At 64.0% G+C, this 20,770-nt stretch carries 12 protein-coding genes; 9 read left to right on the plus strand and 3 right to left on the minus strand.

Annotation, left to right across the window (positions count from 1 at the left end):
• Positions 1-311 precede the first annotated feature (311 nt).
• From AC1M7R_RS02580 to AC1M7R_RS02595, 4 genes are all read left to right on the plus strand, one after another.
• A complete protein-coding gene (locus AC1M7R_RS02580) occupies positions 312-1,463 on the plus strand; it encodes an efflux RND transporter periplasmic adaptor subunit (RefSeq protein ID WP_490610219.1) in 1,152 nt (383 codons plus the stop codon).
• Positions 1,464-3,434 carry a MacB family efflux pump subunit gene (locus AC1M7R_RS02585; protein WP_092180093.1) on the plus strand — a complete coding sequence of 657 codons (1,971 nt, stop codon included), beginning with the start codon at positions 1,464-1,466 and terminating at the stop codon, positions 3,432-3,434. It begins immediately after the preceding gene.
• A gap of 10 nt (positions 3,435-3,444) precedes the next feature.
• On the plus strand, positions 3,445-4,839 hold the full coding sequence (locus AC1M7R_RS02590; RefSeq protein WP_092180095.1) for an efflux transporter outer membrane subunit: 1,395 nt from the start codon (positions 3,445-3,447) through the stop codon (positions 4,837-4,839).
• A gap of 523 nt (positions 4,840-5,362) precedes the next feature.
• Positions 5,363-5,689 (plus strand): DUF6124 family protein, encoded by a 327-nt coding sequence (locus AC1M7R_RS02595; protein WP_072392118.1) that lies wholly within the window; start codon positions 5,363-5,365, stop codon positions 5,687-5,689.
• Positions 5,690-5,924: 235 nt separating this feature from the next.
• Here AC1M7R_RS02595 and AC1M7R_RS02600 read toward each other — a convergent pair whose 3' ends face one another.
• On the minus strand, positions 5,925-6,230 hold the full coding sequence (locus tag AC1M7R_RS02600; RefSeq protein ID WP_076406549.1) for a hypothetical protein: 306 nt from the start codon (positions 6,228-6,230) through the stop codon (positions 5,925-5,927).
• A 102-nt stretch (positions 6,231-6,332) separates the two neighbouring features.
• Complete coding sequence (gene pvdP / locus AC1M7R_RS02605) at positions 6,333-7,949, minus strand: pyoverdine maturation tyrosinase PvdP (RefSeq protein WP_072430706.1); 1,617 nt, start codon at positions 7,947-7,949, stop codon at positions 6,333-6,335.
• A 260-nt stretch (positions 7,950-8,209) separates the two neighbouring features.
• Here pvdP and pvdM point away from each other — a divergent pair, with 260 nt between their 5' ends.
• From pvdM to AC1M7R_RS02630, 5 genes are all read left to right on the plus strand, one after another.
• Complete coding sequence (gene pvdM / locus AC1M7R_RS02610) at positions 8,210-9,580, plus strand: pyoverdine-tailoring dipeptidase-like protein PvdM (protein ID WP_072392109.1); 1,371 nt, start codon at positions 8,210-8,212, stop codon at positions 9,578-9,580.
• Positions 9,577-10,857 carry a pyoverdine-tailoring periplasmic protein PvdN gene (pvdN, locus tag AC1M7R_RS02615; protein ID WP_072430707.1) on the plus strand — a complete coding sequence of 427 codons (1,281 nt, stop codon included), beginning with the start codon at positions 9,577-9,579 and terminating at the stop codon, positions 10,855-10,857. Before pvdM ends, pvdN begins: the two co-directional genes overlap by 4 nt.
• A 34-nt stretch (positions 10,858-10,891) precedes the next feature.
• The gene (gene pvdO, locus AC1M7R_RS02620) at positions 10,892-11,788 is read left to right on the plus strand and encodes a dihydropyoverdine dehydrogenase (RefSeq protein ID WP_072430708.1); all 897 of its coding nucleotides are present in this window, start codon (positions 10,892-10,894) and stop codon (positions 11,786-11,788) included.
• Between the two features lie 89 nt (positions 11,789-11,877).
• A complete protein-coding gene (locus AC1M7R_RS02625) occupies positions 11,878-13,536 on the plus strand; it encodes a cyclic peptide export ABC transporter (protein ID WP_165887362.1) in 1,659 nt (552 codons plus the stop codon).
• Between the two features lie 37 nt (positions 13,537-13,573).
• The gene (locus tag AC1M7R_RS02630) at positions 13,574-17,728 is read left to right on the plus strand and encodes a non-ribosomal peptide synthetase (RefSeq protein WP_072392097.1); all 4,155 of its coding nucleotides are present in this window, start codon (positions 13,574-13,576) and stop codon (positions 17,726-17,728) included.
• 90 nt (positions 17,729-17,818) lie between these two features.
• On the opposite strand, the gene AC1M7R_RS02635 is transcribed toward AC1M7R_RS02630, so the two are convergent.
• Positions 17,819-20,290, minus strand: a complete 2,472-nt coding sequence (locus AC1M7R_RS02635; protein WP_490610220.1) for a TonB-dependent siderophore receptor — start codon at positions 20,288-20,290, stop codon at positions 17,819-17,821.
• Positions 20,291-20,770 lie beyond the last annotated feature (480 nt).

Genomic DNA, 20,770 nt, shown 5'->3' on the forward strand with positions numbered 1-20,770 from the left:
GACTCCCGTGCGCAATGGCTGCGACAGCTATCCCTCTGCCACCCGGCCCGCTCGAAAAGGCGGTAGCACGATGGTGTCAGATTCAATCGCGTAATTTATAGTAATTCTCATATAGATTTAAAGCATTCGTTTGTATCACAGATAAATCCCGCCACCACCACATCCATGGATCGGCGATCGAGTTGTCTTCCCTTCAACCTGCTACCAAGTGTTTCAAGCCAGTAAATTCCCGTCCAAAGCGCTCGTTTACCAGAACAGCCCCCGTCCCGCCCTCCCTGGAACGGGCCCGATTTCACCGGCCGGAACCCTGCATGAAACGTCCCCGCCCCACCCGTCGCGCCTGGCTTCTGACTTTCGCCGTGCTCCCAGCCGTGGCCTTCGCCGCCTGGCAGGCGGTGGTACCGAATAACGCCCCCCTGGCCACCGCCGCCGTCACCCGGGGCGATATCGAAAACAGCGTGACCGCCCTGGGAACGTTGCAGCCACGACGTTATGTGGATGTGGGCGCACAGGCCTCCGGGCAGATCCAGAAGATCCACGTGGAGGCCGGCGACGAGGTTCGCGAGGGGCAGTTGCTGGTGGAAATCGATCCTTCCACGCAACAGGCCAGGCTGGATGCCGGGCGCTTCTCCATCGAAAACCTCAAGGCCCAGCTCCAGGAACAACGGGCCCAGCACGACCTGGCGCAGCAGAAATTCCGCCGTCAGCAGCAGCTCAAGGCCGGCGGCGCCACCCGCGAGGAAGACGTGCAGACGGCCCAGGCCGAAGTGCGCGCGACCCAGGCCCGCATCGACATGTTCCAGGCCCAGATCCGCCAGGCCCAGGCCAGCCTGCGCAGTGACGAGGCCGAGCTGGGCTATACCCGCATCTATGCGCCCATGGCCGGCACTGTGGTGGCTGTCGGGGCCCGGGAAGGCCAGACCCTCAATGCCCAGCAACAGACACCGCTGATCCTGCGCATCGCCCGGCTGTCGCCGATGACGGTCTGGGCCGAGGTGTCGGAGGCGGACATCGGTCACGTCAAGCCGGGCATGACCGCCTACTTCACCACCCTGGCGGGGGGCGGCCGGCGCTGGAGCAGCACCGTGCGCCAGATTCTCCCCGTGCCGCCGCGCCCGCTGGAAGCCAGCCAGGGCGGCAGCCCCACGGGAGGGCGCAGCGGCACCGAGCGGGTGGTGCTCTATACCGTGTTGCTGGATGTGGATAACGCCGACCGCGCCCTGATGACCGAAATGACCGCCCAGGTGTTCTTCGTCGCCGCCCAGGCCCACGATGTGTTGACCGTGCCCACCGCGGCCTTGCAGGACAACGCCGGCCAGGTGCGGGTGCTGGCCGCCAACGGCGATGTCCAGGCACGCAGCGTCCGGACCGGCGTCAGCGATCGCCTGCGCACCCAGATCCTCGACGGCCTCAGCGAGGGCGAGCGGGTGCTCATCGGTCCGGCCGCTGGCAACGGGGGCTGAATGGACACGCCCCTGATCGAACTGCGGGACATCCGCAAGGCCTATGGTGGCGGCGACAGTCCGCGGGTGGAGGTGCTGCGCGGCATCGACCTGTCGATCCATGCCGGGGATTTCCTGGCGATCGTCGGGGCGTCCGGCTCCGGCAAGTCCACCTTGATGAACATCCTCGGTTGCCTCGATCGCCCTACCAGCGGTGAATACCGTTTTGCCGGCGAGGACGTCGCTCGCCTGGGCAGCGATGAACTGGCCTGGTTGCGGCGCGAGGCGTTCGGCTTCGTGTTCCAGGGCTATCACCTGATCCCGTCCGGCACGGCCCAGGAAAACGTCGAGATGCCGGCCATCTACGCCGGTACCTCTGCCGCCGAGCGTCACGCCCGGGCCAGCGCCCTGCTCGAACGCCTGGGCCTGGCCAGCCGCACCGGCAACCGTCCGCATCAATTGTCCGGTGGCCAGCAGCAGCGGGTGTCGATTGCCCGGGCCTTGATGAACGGCGGGCACATCATCCTCGCCGACGAGCCCACCGGCGCCCTCGACAGCCAGAGCGGCATCGAGGTCATGGCCTTGCTCGACGAACTGGCAAGCCAGGGCCATGTGGTGATCCTGATTACCCATGACCGCGAAGTCGCGGCCCGGGCCAAACGCATCATCGAGGTCCGCGACGGGCTGATCATCAGCGACAGCGCCCGCACCGATACGCCACCGCCGCGAGCCAACCCGAAAGCACTGCAGGCCGTGGACCTGCGCCAGCGCCTGAGCGCCGGCAGCGAACACAACGGCGCCTGGAAAGGCGAGCTGGTGGACGCGGTACAGGCGGCGTGGCGGGTGATGTGGATCAACCGCTTCCGCACCGCCCTGACCCTGCTCGGCATCGTCATCGGCGTGGCCTCGGTGGTGGTGATGCTGGCGGTGGGCGAAGGCAGCAAGCGCCAGGTCATGGCGCAGATGGGAGCGTTCGGCTCCAACATCATGTACCTCAACGGCTCCGCGCCCACTCCACGCGCCGCCAAGGGCATCATCAGCGAGCATGACCTGGCGGCCCTCGCCGCCCTGCCCGAGGTGCAACGCATCATGCCGGTCAACGGCGCCAACGCCAGCGTGCGTTTCGGCAACCTCGACCACACCAGTTACGTGGGCGGCAACGACACGAATTTCCCGACGATCTTCAACTGGCCGGTGACCGAGGGCAGCTATTTCACCGACGCCGATGAACAAGGCGCGGCGGCGGTGGCGGTGATCGGCCACAAGGTCCGGCAGAAACTGCTCAAGGACATCGCCGATCCCATCGGCCGCTATATCCTGATCGAGAACATGCCGTTCCAGGTGGTCGGCGTACTGGCGGAAAAAGGCGCCAGTTCCGGGGATTCGGACGCCGACAACCGCATCGCCGTGCCCTACTCCGCCGCCAGCGTCAGGCTGTTCGGCACCCGTCATCCCGAATACGTGGTGATCGCCGCCCGGGACGCGGGCAAGGTCAAGGAGGCCGAGCAGGCCATTTCCCGGACCCTGCTGCGCCTGCACGACGGCAAGCAGGATTTCGAACTGACCAACAACGCCGCGATGATCCAGGCCGAAGCCCGGACCCAGGGCACGCTGTCGCTGATGCTCGGGGCCATTGCTGCGATCTCGCTGCTGGTGGGAGGCATCGGCGTGATGAACATCATGCTCATGACCGTGCGCGAGCGGACCCGTGAGATCGGCATCCGCATGGCCACCGGCGCTCGCCAGCGCGACATCCTGCGCCAGTTCCTCACCGAAGCGGTCATGCTCTCGGTGGTGGGTGGGCTCGCTGGCATCGGCCTGGCCCTGCTGGTGGGCGGCGCGTTGCTGCTGGGCAGGATCGCCGTGGCCTTCGAATGGCTGGCGGTGTTCGGCGCCTTCGGCTGCGCCCTGGTCACCGGCGTCGTCTTCGGCTTCATGCCGGCTCGCAAGGCCGCCCGCCTCGACCCGGTCACGGCCCTCACCAGTGAATGAATCCCAATCTATGAAAGCGCACCTGACCCTCCTGGCCGCCAGCCTGCTATTGGCGGCCTGCGCCAGCCCGGTGCCAGCGCCGGACAGCGGCATCCAGCCACCACCGGCCTGGCAGAGCCTCCATACGCCCAATGCTCGCGCAGATAACCAGCAATGGTGGACGCAATTTGGCAGCACGCAATTGAACCGCCTGATCGAACAGGCGCGCCTGGACAGCCACGACCTGGCCGCCGCCATGGCCAGGGTTCGCCAGGCACAGGCCAGCGCGGTGATCGCCGGTGCCCCACTGCTGCCCGAGATCACCGCCGGGCTCAACGGCAACCGCCAGGAATTGCTGCGAGGCCAGGGTTACAGCCAGCTGGACGTGGACCGGAACAACCGCACCATCGATTACTACGATGCCCACCTCAGCGCCACCTACGAGCTGGACTTCTGGGGCGGTAAACGGGCGGCCCGGGACAGCGCGCTGAACACACTGCAAGCCAGCCGGTTCGACCAGGCGACCGTGGAGCTGACCCTGCTCAGCGGGGTCGCCAATAGCTACACCCAGGCGTTGTCCCTTCGCGAACAACAGCGCATCGCCGAGCTGAACCTGGCCAACGCCCACAACGTGCTCCAGTTGGTCCAGACCCGTTACGACGCCGGCAGCGCCACGGCCCTGGAGCTGTCCCAGCAAAAAAGCCTGGTGGCGGCCCAACAGCGCCGGTTGCCCCAAGTGCAGCAACAGGCCCGGGAAGCCCTGATTACCCTGGCCACCTTACTGGGACAACCGGTGCAGTCGATCCGGATCGAGGATGAACCCTTCGACCGCCTGAACTGGCCGTCCGTCGACGCCGGGGTACCCAGCGAGCTGCTGCGCCGGCGGCCGGACATTGCCGCCGCCGAAGCGCGCCTCGCGGCGGCCCAGGCCGACATCACCGTGGCCCGCGCCGCGATGCTGCCCTCCGTGACCCTGGGCCTGGGCCTGGCCACCGGCGCCGACATCGCCGACCAGCTGTTGCGCAACAACGTCTACAACCTCAGCGCCGGCCTGGCCGCGCCGATCTTCAACAACGGCCGCCTCAAGGCCGAACGGGACAGGGCCACCGCCCGCCAGGAGGAGTTGCTGGAGCTCTACCGCGCCGCCATCGTCAACGGCTTCGCCGATGTCGAGAAAGCCCTGAACGGCATCGACGGCCTGGACCAGCAACGGCAGTGGCAGACCGAAGAACTGCACCAGGCCCAGACCGCCTTCGACATCGCCCAGAGCCGCTACCGGGCCGGCGCAGAAGACCTGCTCACGGTGCTGGAAACCCAACGGACGCTGTACGCCGCCCAGGACATGAATGTGCAATTGCGATTGGCGCGGGTGCAGGCTAGCGTGGCGTTGTACAAGGCATTGGGTGGGGGTTGGCGGGTGATGTAACGTCCCCCAATGCTCAAGCCCAAACCGCACACATCTGTGGCGAGGGGATTTATCGCCGCTGGGCTGCCCAGCAGCTCTCAGAGCTGGCACCTCGGTGTGTCAGGTGTATTGTGGGTAGTTGATTGGGGCCGCTTCGCAGCCCAGCGGGGATAAATCCCCTCGCCACAACTGCGTTCGCTTCAGTGCTGTTGAGGCTGCAATGTAGGACTCCCGAGCGAGGCTACATCGCCTTGCGCCATTACCTACAACTGCGCCAGAATCCGCCGGCTTGTGTGCCTGGCTCGTGGCTTTTACTGTTTCCGGGTCGCTGATTTCAGCGATCGGGTCTGCAAGCCCGACGAAAACCAGGCGCGTAGCCGCAAGCCCATCGAGACGGTTTTGTTCGTTTCATGGCGGCTGTGTGTGGGAGACCTTCGGGTCTGCCGGGTGCCTGGTTTCCCGGTCTTGCAGACCCGCGCATAGCTGCCACCCATCATCTGCAAGTGATGAATGTCAGCCCACGTGAATAACCAGGAGCTGCACCATGTTCAAGATCACCCCCAATCCCCCCGAAGACGACTCGAAAAAACTCAACGAAGCCGCCGACCGCGCCCTCGCCTTCTACCTCGACCCCAAACCTGAAAAGACCAATCCATTACCGGGCCAGTTGTTCACCGTGGCAGAAGGCGTGGACATGGAATGCCTGCTGGCCAACCTCAGCGAGACCCTGGCCTCGGTCAATGTCATGGCCAGTGAACTGGCGTTCGAGCTGGAGGGTTCGCGGCGGCATTTTGCGCTGGGGATCCAGCAGATGGTCGAGTTGGGCGAACTGCTGGCGAACCGCGCCCTGGATATCGCCGAACGGCCGTAGCCCTGAGCAAAGTCCTATCAAGCCCCCCAATATGAAAGAGCCACATTTTGTGGGAGCGAGCCCTGCTCGCGATGCGGTCTACCTGAACCGGTGATGCTGGATGTGCCGCCCTATCGCGAGCAGGCTCGCTCCCACAGGGGTTCGCGGTGTATCTGACAAGCTGCTGTCATTATGGGAGCTGGGCTTGCCCGCGATGGCGGTGTATCTGACGGACCGCGGTCACTGTGGCCTGGGTTTATCCTGCCGGTTCGGGCACCCTGGTTGCGGCGATGGCGAGATCGATCAGCGCCTGACTGTCGGCCGCGTCAACGTCATTATCCCCGTCCATGTCTCCATGTACCGAAACCCTGTCGAGGGGACCTTGCGGGTTTGTCCTGGTCACCCGGACGCCGTAGGCGGACACAATCGAGTCGATGAACTCAGTGTCCGGGTCGTCATCGATGAACCCCGTCATGCGGGTCACGAATTCAATCTCCACCGCCCCGAAAGTCGTCCCGGTTTTCTCGGTCAAGGTAATCAGGATGCCTTTGCTGGTTTCCATTCGAAGCCTCCTTTGGCAGATGATCCGATGGCAGTGCAGGCACTCTATGCCGAGAGGACGAGGCTGTCTGCTGTAAGAACTAACAGGTCTCCTCGCCAGGCACTACACAGGTCTGGCCTTGAGATTGCGCGCATACCAGGGCCGTTGCGGCACCCGGCGCAACAGTTTGGAAAGCTTTTTGTCATCGCTGCCGAAGGTGATGCGCAGGGCCAGCTTCATGGTTTCCGGATCCATCTCTACCGAGCGGCCAACCTGCAACCCTGGCGTGGTACTGCAGCCATGGGTGTCCGGGCCCAGCCAGGGGTCGGCGATCTCCACCCAGCGGCCCGGGGCGAACCAGGGCACACCCTTGACTTCAAGCCGGCTCACTTCCCCCGGATGGAAACGCTCATGGGCCCGGAACCAGTCTTCGATGCGGTCGTCGATCCAGCCATGAAAAGCCCAGAACACCGGATTGACATGGGACGAAAACGGATCCCCCAGGAAGTCGTTCTCCGGGGCGAACCAGCGCTGGGCAAAGTCGGCCTGATCGCGGGCGAACGGCACCGGGTGGCCGTTGGACGGGTCCCGAGGCACCGAGGCCCAGCGCATGTGCAGCCAGTCGTGCAGGCCCAGTTCCACTTCCGAGCCGAACTGGCCCAGGGTCAGTTTCGACAGGTAACGCGGATCCCGGTAGCGCGACTCCCAGACCAGGAAATTGCTGTGGTAGGTCTCCGCGGTCTTGATGTCGCTCACCCATTGGGCGTATTGCTCGTCACCGGCGGCCAGCCAGGTCGGCGGCAAGGCCGTACCGTCGAGGTTGTCGAAATACCGGGCGAAGCCCAGGCGATCACGGTCAAGCTCCGGCTGCGGCAAGGGAAAGCGTTGCCAGGACGGCAGCGGCTGAAACGAACGCGCCGTCCCCAGCATGTGCCGATGCATGAAAAAGAAATCGATGCCCGAGCCGTTGCGGTCCTTGCGCGGGCCGCGAGCGTCACGCTCCTGGTCCCGAGGCCCGGGCTGCCAGCCCAGGCCCCGCAGGGCGTCGCGCTTGTCTTCGTCCAGGGCGTGCCATTTATCCCGCGAGGCATGCCAGAGCTGATGGAACAGACGATGCTCGGGCGACACCAGCCAGGCCAGCAGCGCAGGGCTCAGCGGCGTGCGTTCGCGGGCTTCGGGGAACGCTTGCTTGAGGGCGATGAACTGATTGTCGAGTTCCGGCAGGGCCGCCGACCGGTCCAGGCGCGACACCCGACCGCTGAGCGTGGCGCGGCCGGCATTGCCGAAGCCGGCCCAGACCTCGTCCAGGGTCATGATGAATTCGTAGTCCGGCGCCGCATGCTCGGCACCGGTGAGTCGCCAGCTCAATTGCCTGGGGTCGGCGCCGGCCAGGTCGCCCAGCAGCCGGTAACGAGGCTCGTCGCCAGCGCGCAGGCGTTCGGCGGTATCGAGGCATCCCACCAGGCCACGGCCCTTGTGGGCGATGTCGAGGAATACCTGCAGCCCCTCGGGCGGCAGACCGTCAAGGCCGGCATCGCGTCCCGTGAAGCGGATCGTCCAGATACCGCGCAGCTTGTCCGCCCGGCGCTGGCCCGCCACGTCCGCCACATCGAATGAAGCCTCGCCGGGGGTGATGGTGGGGTCCGGCCGGGTCAATTCGCGATGCCCGTAATACACCGCAGGCACGGCGGCGCCGGTCAGCGCCAGGCCTGCCATGAACCATCGTCGAGAAATCGTCATTGCCTTACCTGTGTCAGGCCCTGGAACGGGCTTTATCCAAGCTAGAACGATGGGTGGGCTGACAAATTTATAGGGAAACGGGGGGCCTCATCGCGAGCAAGCTCGCTCCCACAGGTGAGCGCATTCCAGATGGTGGGAGCGAGCTTGCTCGGGATGGCGGGCCCGAGAACGCCTAAATTTCCCGCCCGATCACTCGTTCCCCCCAGATAGCAAAGGCCCCCGCGCCTGTCTTTCCAAGGCGAACCTGACTGAGATCGGCAATGACAACACGACGTTCGAAAAAGGCTCTGTTCATCGGCGTGCCCCTGGCCCTGGCGCTGGTGGTCGGTGGTGGCCTCGCGGCCTGGGACCACTGGTGGCGGGACAACCCCGGCTACCCCGTCAAGGTGATGAAGCAAGCCCGGGAGCTGCATGAACGCCTGCTCTCCTTCGACAGTCACATCACCGTGCCGCTGGACTTCGGCACCGCCGGCAACGAGGCCGACAAGGACGGCAAGGGCCAGTTCGACCTGGTGAAAGCCAACCGCGGACACCTGTCCGGCGCAGCCCTGACCATCTTCGGCTGGCCCGAGCTGTGGAACGGCCCCAACGCCCCCCACAGGCCCACCGCCGGTTTCGTCGAAGAGGCGCGCAACCAGCAGGAGGTGCGCTACAAGATCATCACCGGCATGGTTCGGGATTTTCCCAACCAGGTCGCCATCGCCTACACGCCGGATGATTTGCGACGCCTGCACGGCGAAGGCAAGTTCGCGATTTTCATCAGCATGCTCAATGCCTATCCCCTGGGCCACGACCTGAGCCTGCTGGACCTGTGGACGGCGCGAGGCATGCGCATGTTCGGCTTCAGCTACATCGGCAACAACGACTGGGCAGACTCTTCGCGGCCGCTGCCCTTCTTCAACGATTCCGCCGACGCCCTGGGCGGTCTTTCCGACATCGGCAAGCAAGCCGTGGGCCGCCTGAACGACCTGGGCGTGATCATCGACGTGTCGCAGATGTCGACCCAGGCCCTGGAGCAAGTCGCACAACTGAGCCGCACACCACTGGTGGCCTCCCATTCGGCGCCACGGGCGATGGTGGACATCCCGCGCAACCTCAGCGACAAGGAAATGCAACTGATCAAGGCCAGCGGCGGCGTGGTGCAGATCGTCGGTTTTTCCCAATACCTGCGCCCACTGACGCAAAAAACCCAGGACAAACTCAACGCCCTGCGCGCGCGTTTCGATTTGCCGCCTTTGCCCAACCTGGCGATGGCGCTGATGCCAGGCGACCCGATCATCGCCGCCTGGCCGGAGCAACGGTTTGGCGAATACGCCGCCCAGCTCTACGGCATCCTGGAGGAAGAACCCAAGGCCAGCCTCAAGGATCTGGGCGATGCCATCGACTATGCCGTGCGCAAGATCGGCATCGACCACGTCGGCATCAGCTCGGACTTCAACGAAGGCGGCGGCGTGAAAGGCTGGGAGGACGTGGGCGACATTCGCAACGTCACCGCCGAGCTGCTGACCCGTGGCTACTCCGAAACCGATATCGCCAAGCTGTGGGGCGGCAATTTCCTGCGGGTCTGGGACCAGGTGCAGAAAGCCGCCCGGCCCGCCGTGGCCTCGAACCAGAAGGCCGTCCAGCCATGAATGAACGCCGTACTTTCCTGAAGCAGGCCGGCATCCTCGCCGCCGGCCTGCCACTGGCCGCCAGCCTCCCGGCCCCGGCGATCGCCGATCCGTTGCCGCCGATTTCCCGGGACAAATGGACACAGCTGCGCTCGCTGTTCGACCAGGATCCGGACTACCTGCATTTTTCCAACTTCCTGGTCACCACCCACCCGCGTCCGGTACGCGAAGCCATCGAACGACACCGCGCCGCGCTGGACAAGAATCCGGGATTGTTGATGGACTGGGACCTGGGGGTCACCGAAGAACGTGAGGAAAACGTCCGGACCTGGGCCGGTCGCTACCTGCAAGCGAGCCCCAAACAGATCGCCCTTACCGGCAGCACCACCGAAGGCCTGGCGATGATCTATGGCGGCGTTCAGGTGAGCGCCGACCAGGAGATCCTCACCACCGCCCACGAACACTACTCCACCCACACCATCCTCGGCCTGCGTACCCAGCGCAACGGCACACAGGTGCGCAAGATCAAGTTGTTCGAAAGCGCCCACGAGGCCAGCGAGGCGCAAATCCTCGCCACCATCGACCGCAGCATTCGTCCGCAGACTCGCGTGCTGGGCATGACCTGGGTGCACTCGGGTAGCGGCGTCAAGCTGCCCATCGACAAGATCGGCGCGCTCGTCGACAAGCACAACCAGGGCCGCAGCGACGCCCAGCGCATCGTCTACGTGGTGGACGGCGTGCACGGCTTCGGTGTCGAGGACCTCGATTTCCCGACGATGAACTGCGACTTCTTCATCGCCGGCACCCACAAGTGGATGTTCGGCCCCCGGGGCACGGGCCTGGTATGCAGCCGCAGCGAAGAGCTCAAGTACGTCACGCCGATCATTCCAACGTTCTCCGAAGCCACCGCGTTTTCCACCGTGATGACGCCAGGGGGTTTCCACGCCTTCGAGCATCGCTGGGCGGCGGACGAAGCCTTCAAGTTGCACCTGCAACTGGGCAAGGCCGACGTGCAGGCACGCATCCATGCCCTCAATACCTACTTGAAAAAACAGTTGCTGGCACAGCCGCAGATCGAGCTGGTCACGCCCTTGAGCCCGGACCTGTCGGCCGGCTTCACCTTCTTTCGGGTCAAGGGCCGCGAGAGCGACGAGATCGCCGCCTACCTGATGAAGAACCGGGTGATTGCCGACGCGGTGCATCGCGACGCCGGCCCAGTGGTCCGCACCGCGCCTGGGCTACTCAATACCGAAGCCGAGATCGATCACTTCATGGGGCTGCTGAGCAAGACGCTCTGAACCGCTCCCTTCTTTGACTTTATCGAGAAAGATGATGAACCGTGAGTTGCACAGTTTTTCAGTGAAGACACTGCCCGCGCTGGCCCTCGCCGCCGCCACCGGCCTGCTCTGCATCGGCGCCCAGGCGGCACAGCCGGGCCAGGTATTCCGGGACTGCAAGGACTGCCCGCAAATGGTGGTGCTGCCCAGTGGCACCTTCACCATGGGCACCCCGGACGACGAAGTCGGCCGCGAACCCGATGAAGGACCGATGCACCCGGTGACATTCGCCAGGCCCGTGGCCATCAGCCGCTTCCAGGTGCTCAAGGGCGAATGGTTCGCTTATCTGCAGGACACCGGCTACACGATGCCCGACGCCGACAAGCGCCCCGGCCGTGCCTGCAAGGCCGGTGTTCCCGACTACCAGGGCAGCGACCCGGGCAAGCAGTACACCGACATGCACCCGGCGGTGTGCATGAATTTCGAAGAAGCCAATGCCTACGTGGCGTGGCTGTCGAAAAAGACCGGGAAACAATACCGCCTGGTCAGCGAGTCGTTGCGTGAATACGCGGCCCGCGGCGGCAGCACCGGCCCGTTCCCCTTCCCCTTCGATGACGGCAAGGACTATAGCATCGCCCAGCACGCCAATACCTACGGCGCGGCCGACGGCTACAACTTCACGTCCCCCGCCGGACGCTTCGCGCCTAACGCCTTCGGGGTGTACGACATGCACGGCAACGTCTACGAATGGACGGCCGACTGCTACAACCCGGACTACGTCGGCGCCCCGAGCGACGGCAGCGCCTGGCTCAGCGGCGACTGCAAGGTGCGGCGCATCCGCGGCAATGACTGGGGCGAAGCGCCGGTGTTCTCCCGCTCGGGCAACCGCAACGCGGTCTATCCCGACGCACGGGGCGACTGGCTGGGGTTCCGGGTGGCCCGGGATATGTGAACCGTGACCGCCCTGCCCACACCACCCTGCCCGTGCCTCGCGCCAGCGCCTTGAACCATTGCCGTCACCGGCCCTACAAGGGGAACCCCATGACCTCGAACTCCCGCGGAGCCCTCAGTGAAGTGCTCAGCCTGCTCAAGCCTTTCCGGCTCATTGTGGTGGCGTCGATTCTGCTCGGCATGCTGGGTGGCCTGAGCATCACCGCCCTGCTCGCCACCATCAACGACGCCTTGAATGCCGCGACCAAGCCCACGCCGCAGGTGCTGGCGACGTTCGTGGGACTCTGCGCGGCGGCCCTGCTGACCTCGATCCTTTCGGACATCGGAACCAACCATGTCGGCCAGAACATCATCGCCGGCTTGCGTAAATCCCTGGGCAAGAAAGTCTTGCTGGCCCCCATCGAGCAGATCGAACGCTTTCGCAGCCACCGGCTCATCCCGGTACTGACCCATGACGTCAACATGGTCAGCAACTTCGCGTTTTCCTTCGCTCCACTGGCCATCGCATTCACCGTCACCCTCGGTTGCCTGGCCTACCTGGCGTACCTTTCGCTGCCGATGTTCGCGGTGCTGCTGGTGGCGCTGGTGATCGGCACCGTCATCCAGTACGTGGCCCGGGCCCGGGGCATCAGGGGGTTCGAAGCGGCCCGCGAGGCCGAGGACGCCCTGCAAAAGCACTACAGCGCCATCGCCGCCGGTGCCAAGGAACTGCGCATCCACCGTCCACGCCGCCAGCGCATGTTCAGCCAGCGCATCGAAGCGACCGCCGATCACATCTGCGATACCAATATCCGCTCGGTCAATACCTTCGTGGTCGCCAAGACCTTCGGCTCGATGCTGTTCTTCGTGGTCATCGGCCTGGTCCTGGCCCTGCAATCGCTTTGGCTGGGTACCGACAAGGCCGTGCTCAGCGGCTTCGTGCTGGTGCTTTTGTACATGAAGGGCCCGCTGGAATACCTGGTGATGACCTTGCCGGTCATCAGCCGGGCCAACATCGCCTTCAAGCGCATCGCCGAACTGGCCGAGCAGTTTTCCTCTCCCGAGTCCCACCTGTTGCTCGATGACAGGAACGCAGCCACGGCAACGATCCAGCGACTTGAGTTACGCGATGTGCATTATGCCTTCCCGGCAGTCGAGGGCAGCCAACCCTTCGCACTCGGGCCGGTCAACCTGTCCATCACCCAGGGTGAAATCGTCTTCATCGTCGGCGAGAACGGCGGCGGCAAGACCACGCTGATCAAGCTTTTGCTGGGGCTCTACCCGCCCCAGCGCGGCGATATCCTGCTTGACGGCAAACCGGTGACAGCCGCTGGACGGGACGATTACCGCCAGTTGTTCACCACGATCTTCGCCGACTACTACCTGTTCGACGAACTGGTCCAGGGCGACCAGCAGGTGCCTGAAGAGGCCAACCGCTACCTGGAACGCCTGGAAATCGCCCACAAGGTCAGCATCCACGACGGCGTGTTCAGCACCACCGACCTCTCCACCGGCCAGCGCAAGCGCCTGGCCCTGCTCAACGCCTGGCTGGAAGGCCGCCCGGTGCTGGTCTTCGACGAATGGGCCGCCGACCAGGACCCGGTGTTCCGCCGGATTTTCTATACGCAGCTGCTGCCGGAACTCAAAGCGCTGGGCAAGACCATCATCGTCATTTCCCACGATGACCGTTATTTCGATATCGCCGACCAACTGGTCCGGATGCAGGCCGGTCGGGTCATCAGTGAAAAAGCCCCGCAGGCCTTTGCCTGAACCGACCCGACGCAATGCTGTTTACCGCGAGAACACCATGAACGAACTGCTAGATGATGACCTGCTGACGCTACTGCTCGAAGAGGCCGAAGGCAGCATGCCCGACGGGCCCGGCCGCGACCGGCTGGACCGCGCCCCCTTGTCCTTCGCCCAGCAACGCTTGTGGCTGGAGCAACAGCGTGACCCGACGCGTTCGGCCTACAACTTGCCACGGGCCCTGCGCCTGACGGGCGAGCTCGATGCCGACGCCCTGGAACAGGCGCTCAACCGGGTCATAGACCGACACGACATTCTGCGCACCGCGATCACTGAAATCGATGGCGCGGCGGCCCAGGTGGTCGAGCGCAACGCCAGGCTGGTCCTGCAGCGCGATGACCTTGGCGCGCTCGACCACCAGGCACGGACCATCGAGCTCGCACGGCGCATCGAACAGCACGCCAGGCGCCCCTTCGATCTCAGCCAGGCACCGCTGATGCGGGCAACGCTGCTCAGGCTGGACAGCGATGAACACGTGCTGCTGCTGAACATGCATCACATCGTCTCCGACGCCTGGTCCAACACGATTCTCATGCAGGACCTGACCCAGGCCTACGCCCGCGCCCTACTCGGCGACGCTTCACCGTTGCCGGCCTTGCCCCTGCAATACGCCGACTACGCAGCCCACCAACGAGGCGAATACCTGCAGAGCACGGCCTGCCAGCGCAGCGGCGACTACTGGCGCCAGTGCCTGGGCCATGACCTACCCGTTCTGGAACTGCCTCAGGATTTCGCTCGCGCCGCGAGCCAGCAGCACATGGCCGGACGCGTCCAGGTGACACTTGCACCGGCCCTGGCCCAGGCCCTGGAGACGTTTTGCCGACGCCAGGGGCTTACGCCGTTCGTGGTGGCGCTAGGCGCCTGGCAACTGTTGCTGGGCCGGTACGCCAACCAGAACGATTTCACCGTCGGCGTCCCCAACGCCAACCGCAACAGCCCTGAAAGCCAGGAGCTGGTGGGTTTTTTCGTCAGCAGCCAAGTCTATCGGGCGCAGCTCGATTCGACGCGCACCGCGTTGGATTTTCTTCGCGACCTGCGCGTGCAATCCCTGGCGGCGCTTGAACATGCCGACTACCCGTTGGAACTGATCCTCGACCAATTGCAACGCCCCGGCGCACAGGGTTCCAACCCGCTGTTCCAGGTCCTGTTCAACTGGCGCACCGGCGCGCCCACGACATCGATGTCGATCCAGGATGGACTGGCACTGGAATTTCTGCCCACTGGCGACAGTCAGGCCAAATTCGACTTGTCGCTGGATGTCGATTATTCACCGCAGCAATTACTGGCGACGTTTGAGTACAGCCGTGATCTCTACCGGACGGCGACCATCGAGCGCATGGCCGAGCATTGGCAAAACCTGTTGCAGGGCCTGATCGACACCCCGCAATGTGCATTGGGCGAACTGCAGCTGCTGAGTTCCCGGGAGCGCCAACAGACCCTGGACGACTGGAACCGGCAACCGACCCAACTGCCCCGCGAGCGATGCCTGCACCACGTGATCGAAAGCCACGCGGCCACCACGGGCGACGCGATTGCCCTGACCTTCGAAGGGCAACACCTGAGCTATGCCGACCTCAACCGGCAGGCCAACCGCTTGGCCCATCGGCTGATCGCCGAAGGCGTGGGGCCCGATGTGCTGGTGGGGATCGCTGCGCAGCGTACGCCGCAGATGATCATCGGCCTGCTGGCGATTCTCAAGGCCGGCGGCGCCTACGTGCCGCTGGACCCGGCGTACCCGGCCGACCGCCTGGCCTACATGATCCAGGACAGCGGCATCACGCGGGTCCTGACCCAGGCGCATCTGCGTGATTCGTTGGCGTTGCCCGCCGGTACGGTCTGTCTGTCACTGGATCCGCAGGACGTCGATGACGGATGTCCCGAGCACAACCCGGATGTGCCGGTGCACCCGGACAACCTGGCCTATGTGATCTACACCTCGGGTTCCACGGGCAAGCCCAAAGGGGCGTTGCTGGCGCATCACAATGTCACCCGTCTGTTCCAGGCCACGGACCGCTGGTTCAGCTTCGGCCACCGGGACGTGTGGTGCCTGTTCCACTCCTACGCCTTCGACTTTTCCGTGTGGGAGATCTTCGGCGCGCTGCTGCATGGCGGCCGGCTGGTCATCGTGCCCCACGTCGTGAGCCGTTCGCCGGAAGATTTTCATGCCCTGTTGTGCCACGAACGTGTCACCGTGCTGAACCAGACGCCGTCGGCGTTCAAGTCGTTGTCGCAGGTCGCCTGTGCGTCACGGCAGCCCCTTGATCAGCATCTGCGGCAGGTGATCTTCGGCGGTGAAGCCATCGATGTGCAGAGCTTGCGCCCCTGGTTCGAACGCTTCGGGGACCGCACGCCACAGCTGATCAACATGTATGGCATCACGGAAACCACGGTCCATGTCACCTGGCGACCGCTGTCGTTGCAAGATCTGGACAGCGAGGCCGCGAGCCCTATCGGCGAGCCCATCGTCGATCTGTCCTGGTACTTGCTCGATGCGCACCTGAACCCGGTGCCCAAGGGCTGCACCGGTGAGCTGTACGTCGGCCGGGCCGGCCTGGCCCGGGGTTATCACCGGCGCGCCGACCTGACCGCCAGCCGCTTCATTCCCGATCCGTTCGACCCGCTGCCGGGCGGACGCCTGTACCGCACCGGCGACCTGGCCCGCTACCGTGCCGACGGCAGCATAGAGTACATCGGACGCCTGGATCACCAGGTCAAGATTCGCGGTTTCCGCATTGAACTGGGGGAAATCCAGGCGCGCCTGCAAGGGCTGCCACCCGTGCAGGATTGTGTCGTGCTGACCCATGATGGTCCGGGTGGCCTGCAACTGGTGGCCTACGTCATCGCCACGCCATCCTCCGGCAACGAGCTGCGCGAAAGCCTGCTGGCCGAACTCAAGGCGCACCTGCCGGACTACATGGTGCCCAGCCACCTGCTGTTCATCGACCGGTTCCCTCTCAACGCCAACGGCAAGCTCGACCGCAAGGCCTTGCCGGAGCCCGACGCCAGCCTCCTGCATGCGCGCTACGTGGCGCCTCGCACCCAGTTGGAACAAGCCCTGGCACAGCTATGGCAACAGTCCCTCAGGGTCGAGCGCGTGGGCATCGACGACAGTTTCTTCGAGCTGGGCGGGCATTCGATCCTGGCAATCGAGCTGATCGCCAGCCTCAAGGCACGCCTGGACATCACGGTGCGCCTGCAGGAACTGCTGAGCAACCCGACCATCGCCGAACTGGCCCTGTTCATCTCGCAGAAGCATCGGGAACAGGCTCAATGCCTGGTGACCTTGAACCAGGCCCCCGCCAGCGCCCCGCAGTTGTTTTGCCTGCACCCCAGCGGAGGCATCGTGTTCTGCTACCAACCCCTGGCGCGCAAACTGCAGAATCGGGCGCGCACCTTCGGCGTCATGCACCGCGGCTTCAGCGAACCCCATGTCGGTCCCGAAGCCTGGGACGAGATGATTGCCGACTACAGCCGGGAAATCGTCAAGGCCCAGCCCCAAGGCCCGTACTACCTGATGGGCTGGTCCCTGGGCGGCACGATTGCCCTGGACATCGCCGCGACGCTGGAAAGCCAGGGCCATACCGTCGGTTTCCTGGGCCTGGTGGACAGCACGATCCCTGAACACTTGTACCCGGAGACGTTGCCCCGTCGTCGGCATGTGCCCGGCCAGGAAAAAGCCGACCTGGCTTCCCAGGACCTGGTAGAAGCCATCGAATATTTCGACCTGCTGTTCCCCACCCTCACGGAACGCACCGCGGCTTATCGGCGCGAACACCCCGAGAGCACGGTCAAGGCCTTCCATGACTGGGCCGCCAGCCAGATCGAACCAGGCCGCAGCGACCTGTTGTCGGTGGTGCAAAGCGTCAAGGAGGAGGTCATGAACGCCCAGGCGTTCTCGGTGCATGACCGATTGCTGGAAGCCTTCGACGGGTTCACCTTCAAGCCGGTACGGGTTCGCCCCAGCTGCTGGTGGACGCAGGCGGAAAAAACTCCGGAAGAGCTGGCCTTCTGCGAAGCCCTGGTCCGGGCGCACAGCCTGACCGGTGAGCTGAACGGTTCGGTGCACTCGCCGTTGCGCCACCGTAGCATGATCTTCGATGACGCCTTGCTGGACTCGCTGGTCGAGGCCTTCATGGGCAGTACCGTCAGCCCATAAGGCAGGATCGCCACAGCGCTTTGCCCACTAACCCTTCAACCATAAAAAAACCGACCCGCACTCAGGCGGGTCGGTTTTTTATTGATGGGATCAGAACTGCGGGGTGTACTTCACGGTGAACATCAGATTACGCGGATCACCGAAGTTGTTATTGCCGTTGAGCTGGTTGTAAGCCGACGTAATGTACGTCTTGTCAAACAGGTTATTGGCATTGACCGCCAGATTGATTTCAGGCGTCAGTTGATACCCCACACGAGCATTCCAGACGGTATAGCCCGGTACGTCGCGGTCAAGGTCGTAAACCAGCGTGTGGCTTTGGGTCGTGAACCCCAGGCCGGCACTGACGCGGTTCCAATCACCGGTGAACTGGTAGTTGCTCCATACGCGCAGCATGTGTTTCGGCGTCCAGGTACTGAAGACACTGCCTTCATTGTTCGGGTCTTCCAGATACTTGGTGGTGTTGTAGGTGTAGCCGGCGAACAGCTCCAGGTTGTCGATCACTTCACCACTGATTTCGGCGTCGATGCCCTGGCTGCGCACTTTGCCAGAGGCTGTAGAGCAACCGAAGCCTCCACACCCCGAGCCACCGTCATTGACGGCGCGGTTTTCATGGTCGTAGCGGAAGACCGCAAGGGAAGTATTGACCCGACCGTCCATCAATTCACCCTTGAGACCGACCTCGTAGTTTTTTCCGACTACAGGTTTGAGCACCGAACCGCTGGCATCGATATTGGTCTGTGGCTGGAACACATCGGTGTAGCTGGTATACACCGCCCATTCACGGCTCAGGTCATAGACGATACCGGCGTACGGCGTGACCACTCCGGTTTCAGTCGAGGTGCTGGGCTCGTTGCGTGTGATCCCGGTTGACCTTTGGTTTTTCGACTTGTAGCTGAAGTCATACCAGCTGACCCGGGAGCCCAGGATTAGTGTCAGGTCGTCCACAGGCTTGACGCGCCAGGTGCCGTACAGACCTTTCTGACGGACATCGTACTTGCTGAGGACGCCCAGGCCACCCGGACTGTTGATCAGGCTGTCATAGCTGATGTCCGGACGGTCATTGTTCAGATCGAAAATGGAGTCGTTGGTGTTGTTGAAGGTACGGGCGTACTTGTCATCGGTCTCCAACTGAGAGTAGTTGCCGCCCAGCATGACCTCCTGCTGCATCGACAAGGCTTCGAATTTGCCGGTCAGGTTCATGTCCAGACCGGACTTCTCGGACTGGAAATCGGTCACGAAGTCGGCATATTGCACACCGCTGCCATCAGGCAAGAGACCACCGCCACGCTGGACTCGCTGGTTTTTCGCCTGGTTGTCCTCGGTCATGTGTACGGCGCCCACCTTGAACGCCCAGTCTTCGTTGAAGCGGTGCTCCAGATCGGCATAGGTGGTGGTGACGTTGATGTCGGAGCGATTCCAGCGCGCGCCAGTGTAGGTCGAGCGCGACACGTCCGGCATCGAGCCGTCGGCGTAGCGTGGCAGGCCGCGGATGTTGCCGCGGGATTCGCCTTCGGACCGGCTGACCGCCAGGCCCAGGGTGGTGGCCTCGCTCAGGTCGATGTCCAGCGCGCCGTACAGCGAGTGGGTCTTGCTCCACGCGTGATCGATAAAGGAATTGCTCTGGTCTTCGTCGGCGACGATACGACCGCGGATAGTGCCGGCCTCGTTCAAGGGGCCGCCAGCGTCCAGTTGCAGGCCATAGTGGTCCCAGGAGCCGGCCTTGCCGGTCAGGGTCACGGTCGGGGCGCTCTGGCCACGCTTGCGTACCAGATTGACGGCACCGCCGGGGCTGCCCGTGCCTTGCAGCAGGCCGGAAGCGCCGCGCAGGATCTCCAGACGGTCGAAGAAAATCAGATCCTGGGTCGCCCAGTTGCCCAACGAATAGGTGTTGCGCGGGATCGGTACGCCGTCGTACTGCCAATCGTCAATCTGAAAACCGCGCGATGACAGGATCATGCCCTGGCCAACACCCTGCAGGCCAACGATGCCGGTGGTCTGGTTGACGGCGTCCTTGAGGCTGACCAGGTTCTGGTCGTCCATCTGCTTACGCGTCATCACGGTGACCGACTGGGGAATTTCCTTGAGGGTGTGGGTGCCCTTGCCGATGGTCACGGCGTTGCTGGTGTATGAGTTGCTGCCTTCGGTCGTCGCGTCCGGTGCCGTGGCCTTGACGGTGGTGGCGCCCAGCTCCAGGCCTCCCGCCGCGGAACCCCGCACCAGCATCAGCGTGTTGCCCTCCAGGCTGTAGCTTACGCCAGTGCCCTTGAGCAGTTCGGCGATGGCGGCCTGGGGGCTCATCTTGCCGCTGACGCGGTTGCTCTTCAGGCCGGCCAGGTCGTCAGCGTTGTAGATCACCTGCTGGTTGGTCTGCTGACCGAACGCCTGCAAGGCCTTGGGCAACGGTTGCGCAGGGATGTCGATGCTGACGTCCTGCGCCATCACCTGAGCGCTGAAGGGCAATGCGCAGGCCAGCCCCAGACCGGTCAACACGCCACGCGAGCGCAGGCCGCGGGACATGACGAGTGCCTTGAACAGAGGTTTCAACTCATGAATGGATGACATCGTGCTCTCTATTATTGGTAGAAGTGAAAGGTCCATGGGGCCGAATGACCCGCCGTCCGCCAGCACTGGTGAACCCGCCCTGACGATTGCCCCTGGCAATGCATCAGTGCGCGCTGACCGGCCCCTCCCCGGGCGCGGTCATCCGGCTGGACGACGGCAATTTTCTTGCTGGACAAATCCGCTGTTCGGGCTGCCCTGCCCGACCCGATTTGCCTACACACCTTAGTAAGACGAAGCACCTGCAAAAAACCGGAATGAGTTTATTTATCATTCACGTAACAAAGTTTAAAAAAAGGCCGTCGCAGTCAAGCGACGGCCTTCGTTCCTGCTTATCCATGATCGCTCCCGCGCTAGCGGCGGGTTCACAGCAAGGGACGTCCCGTTTTCCCTTCAACCGCCGAACGCTGGGCGCCCGGCGAGGCATTCCCGCGCAGAGCCTGGGGCCGACGTGATGAGCCCGGGCTCAGGTCTGCCGCCGGG

This window comes from Pseudomonas sp. MS01C9, assembly GCF_058202755.1.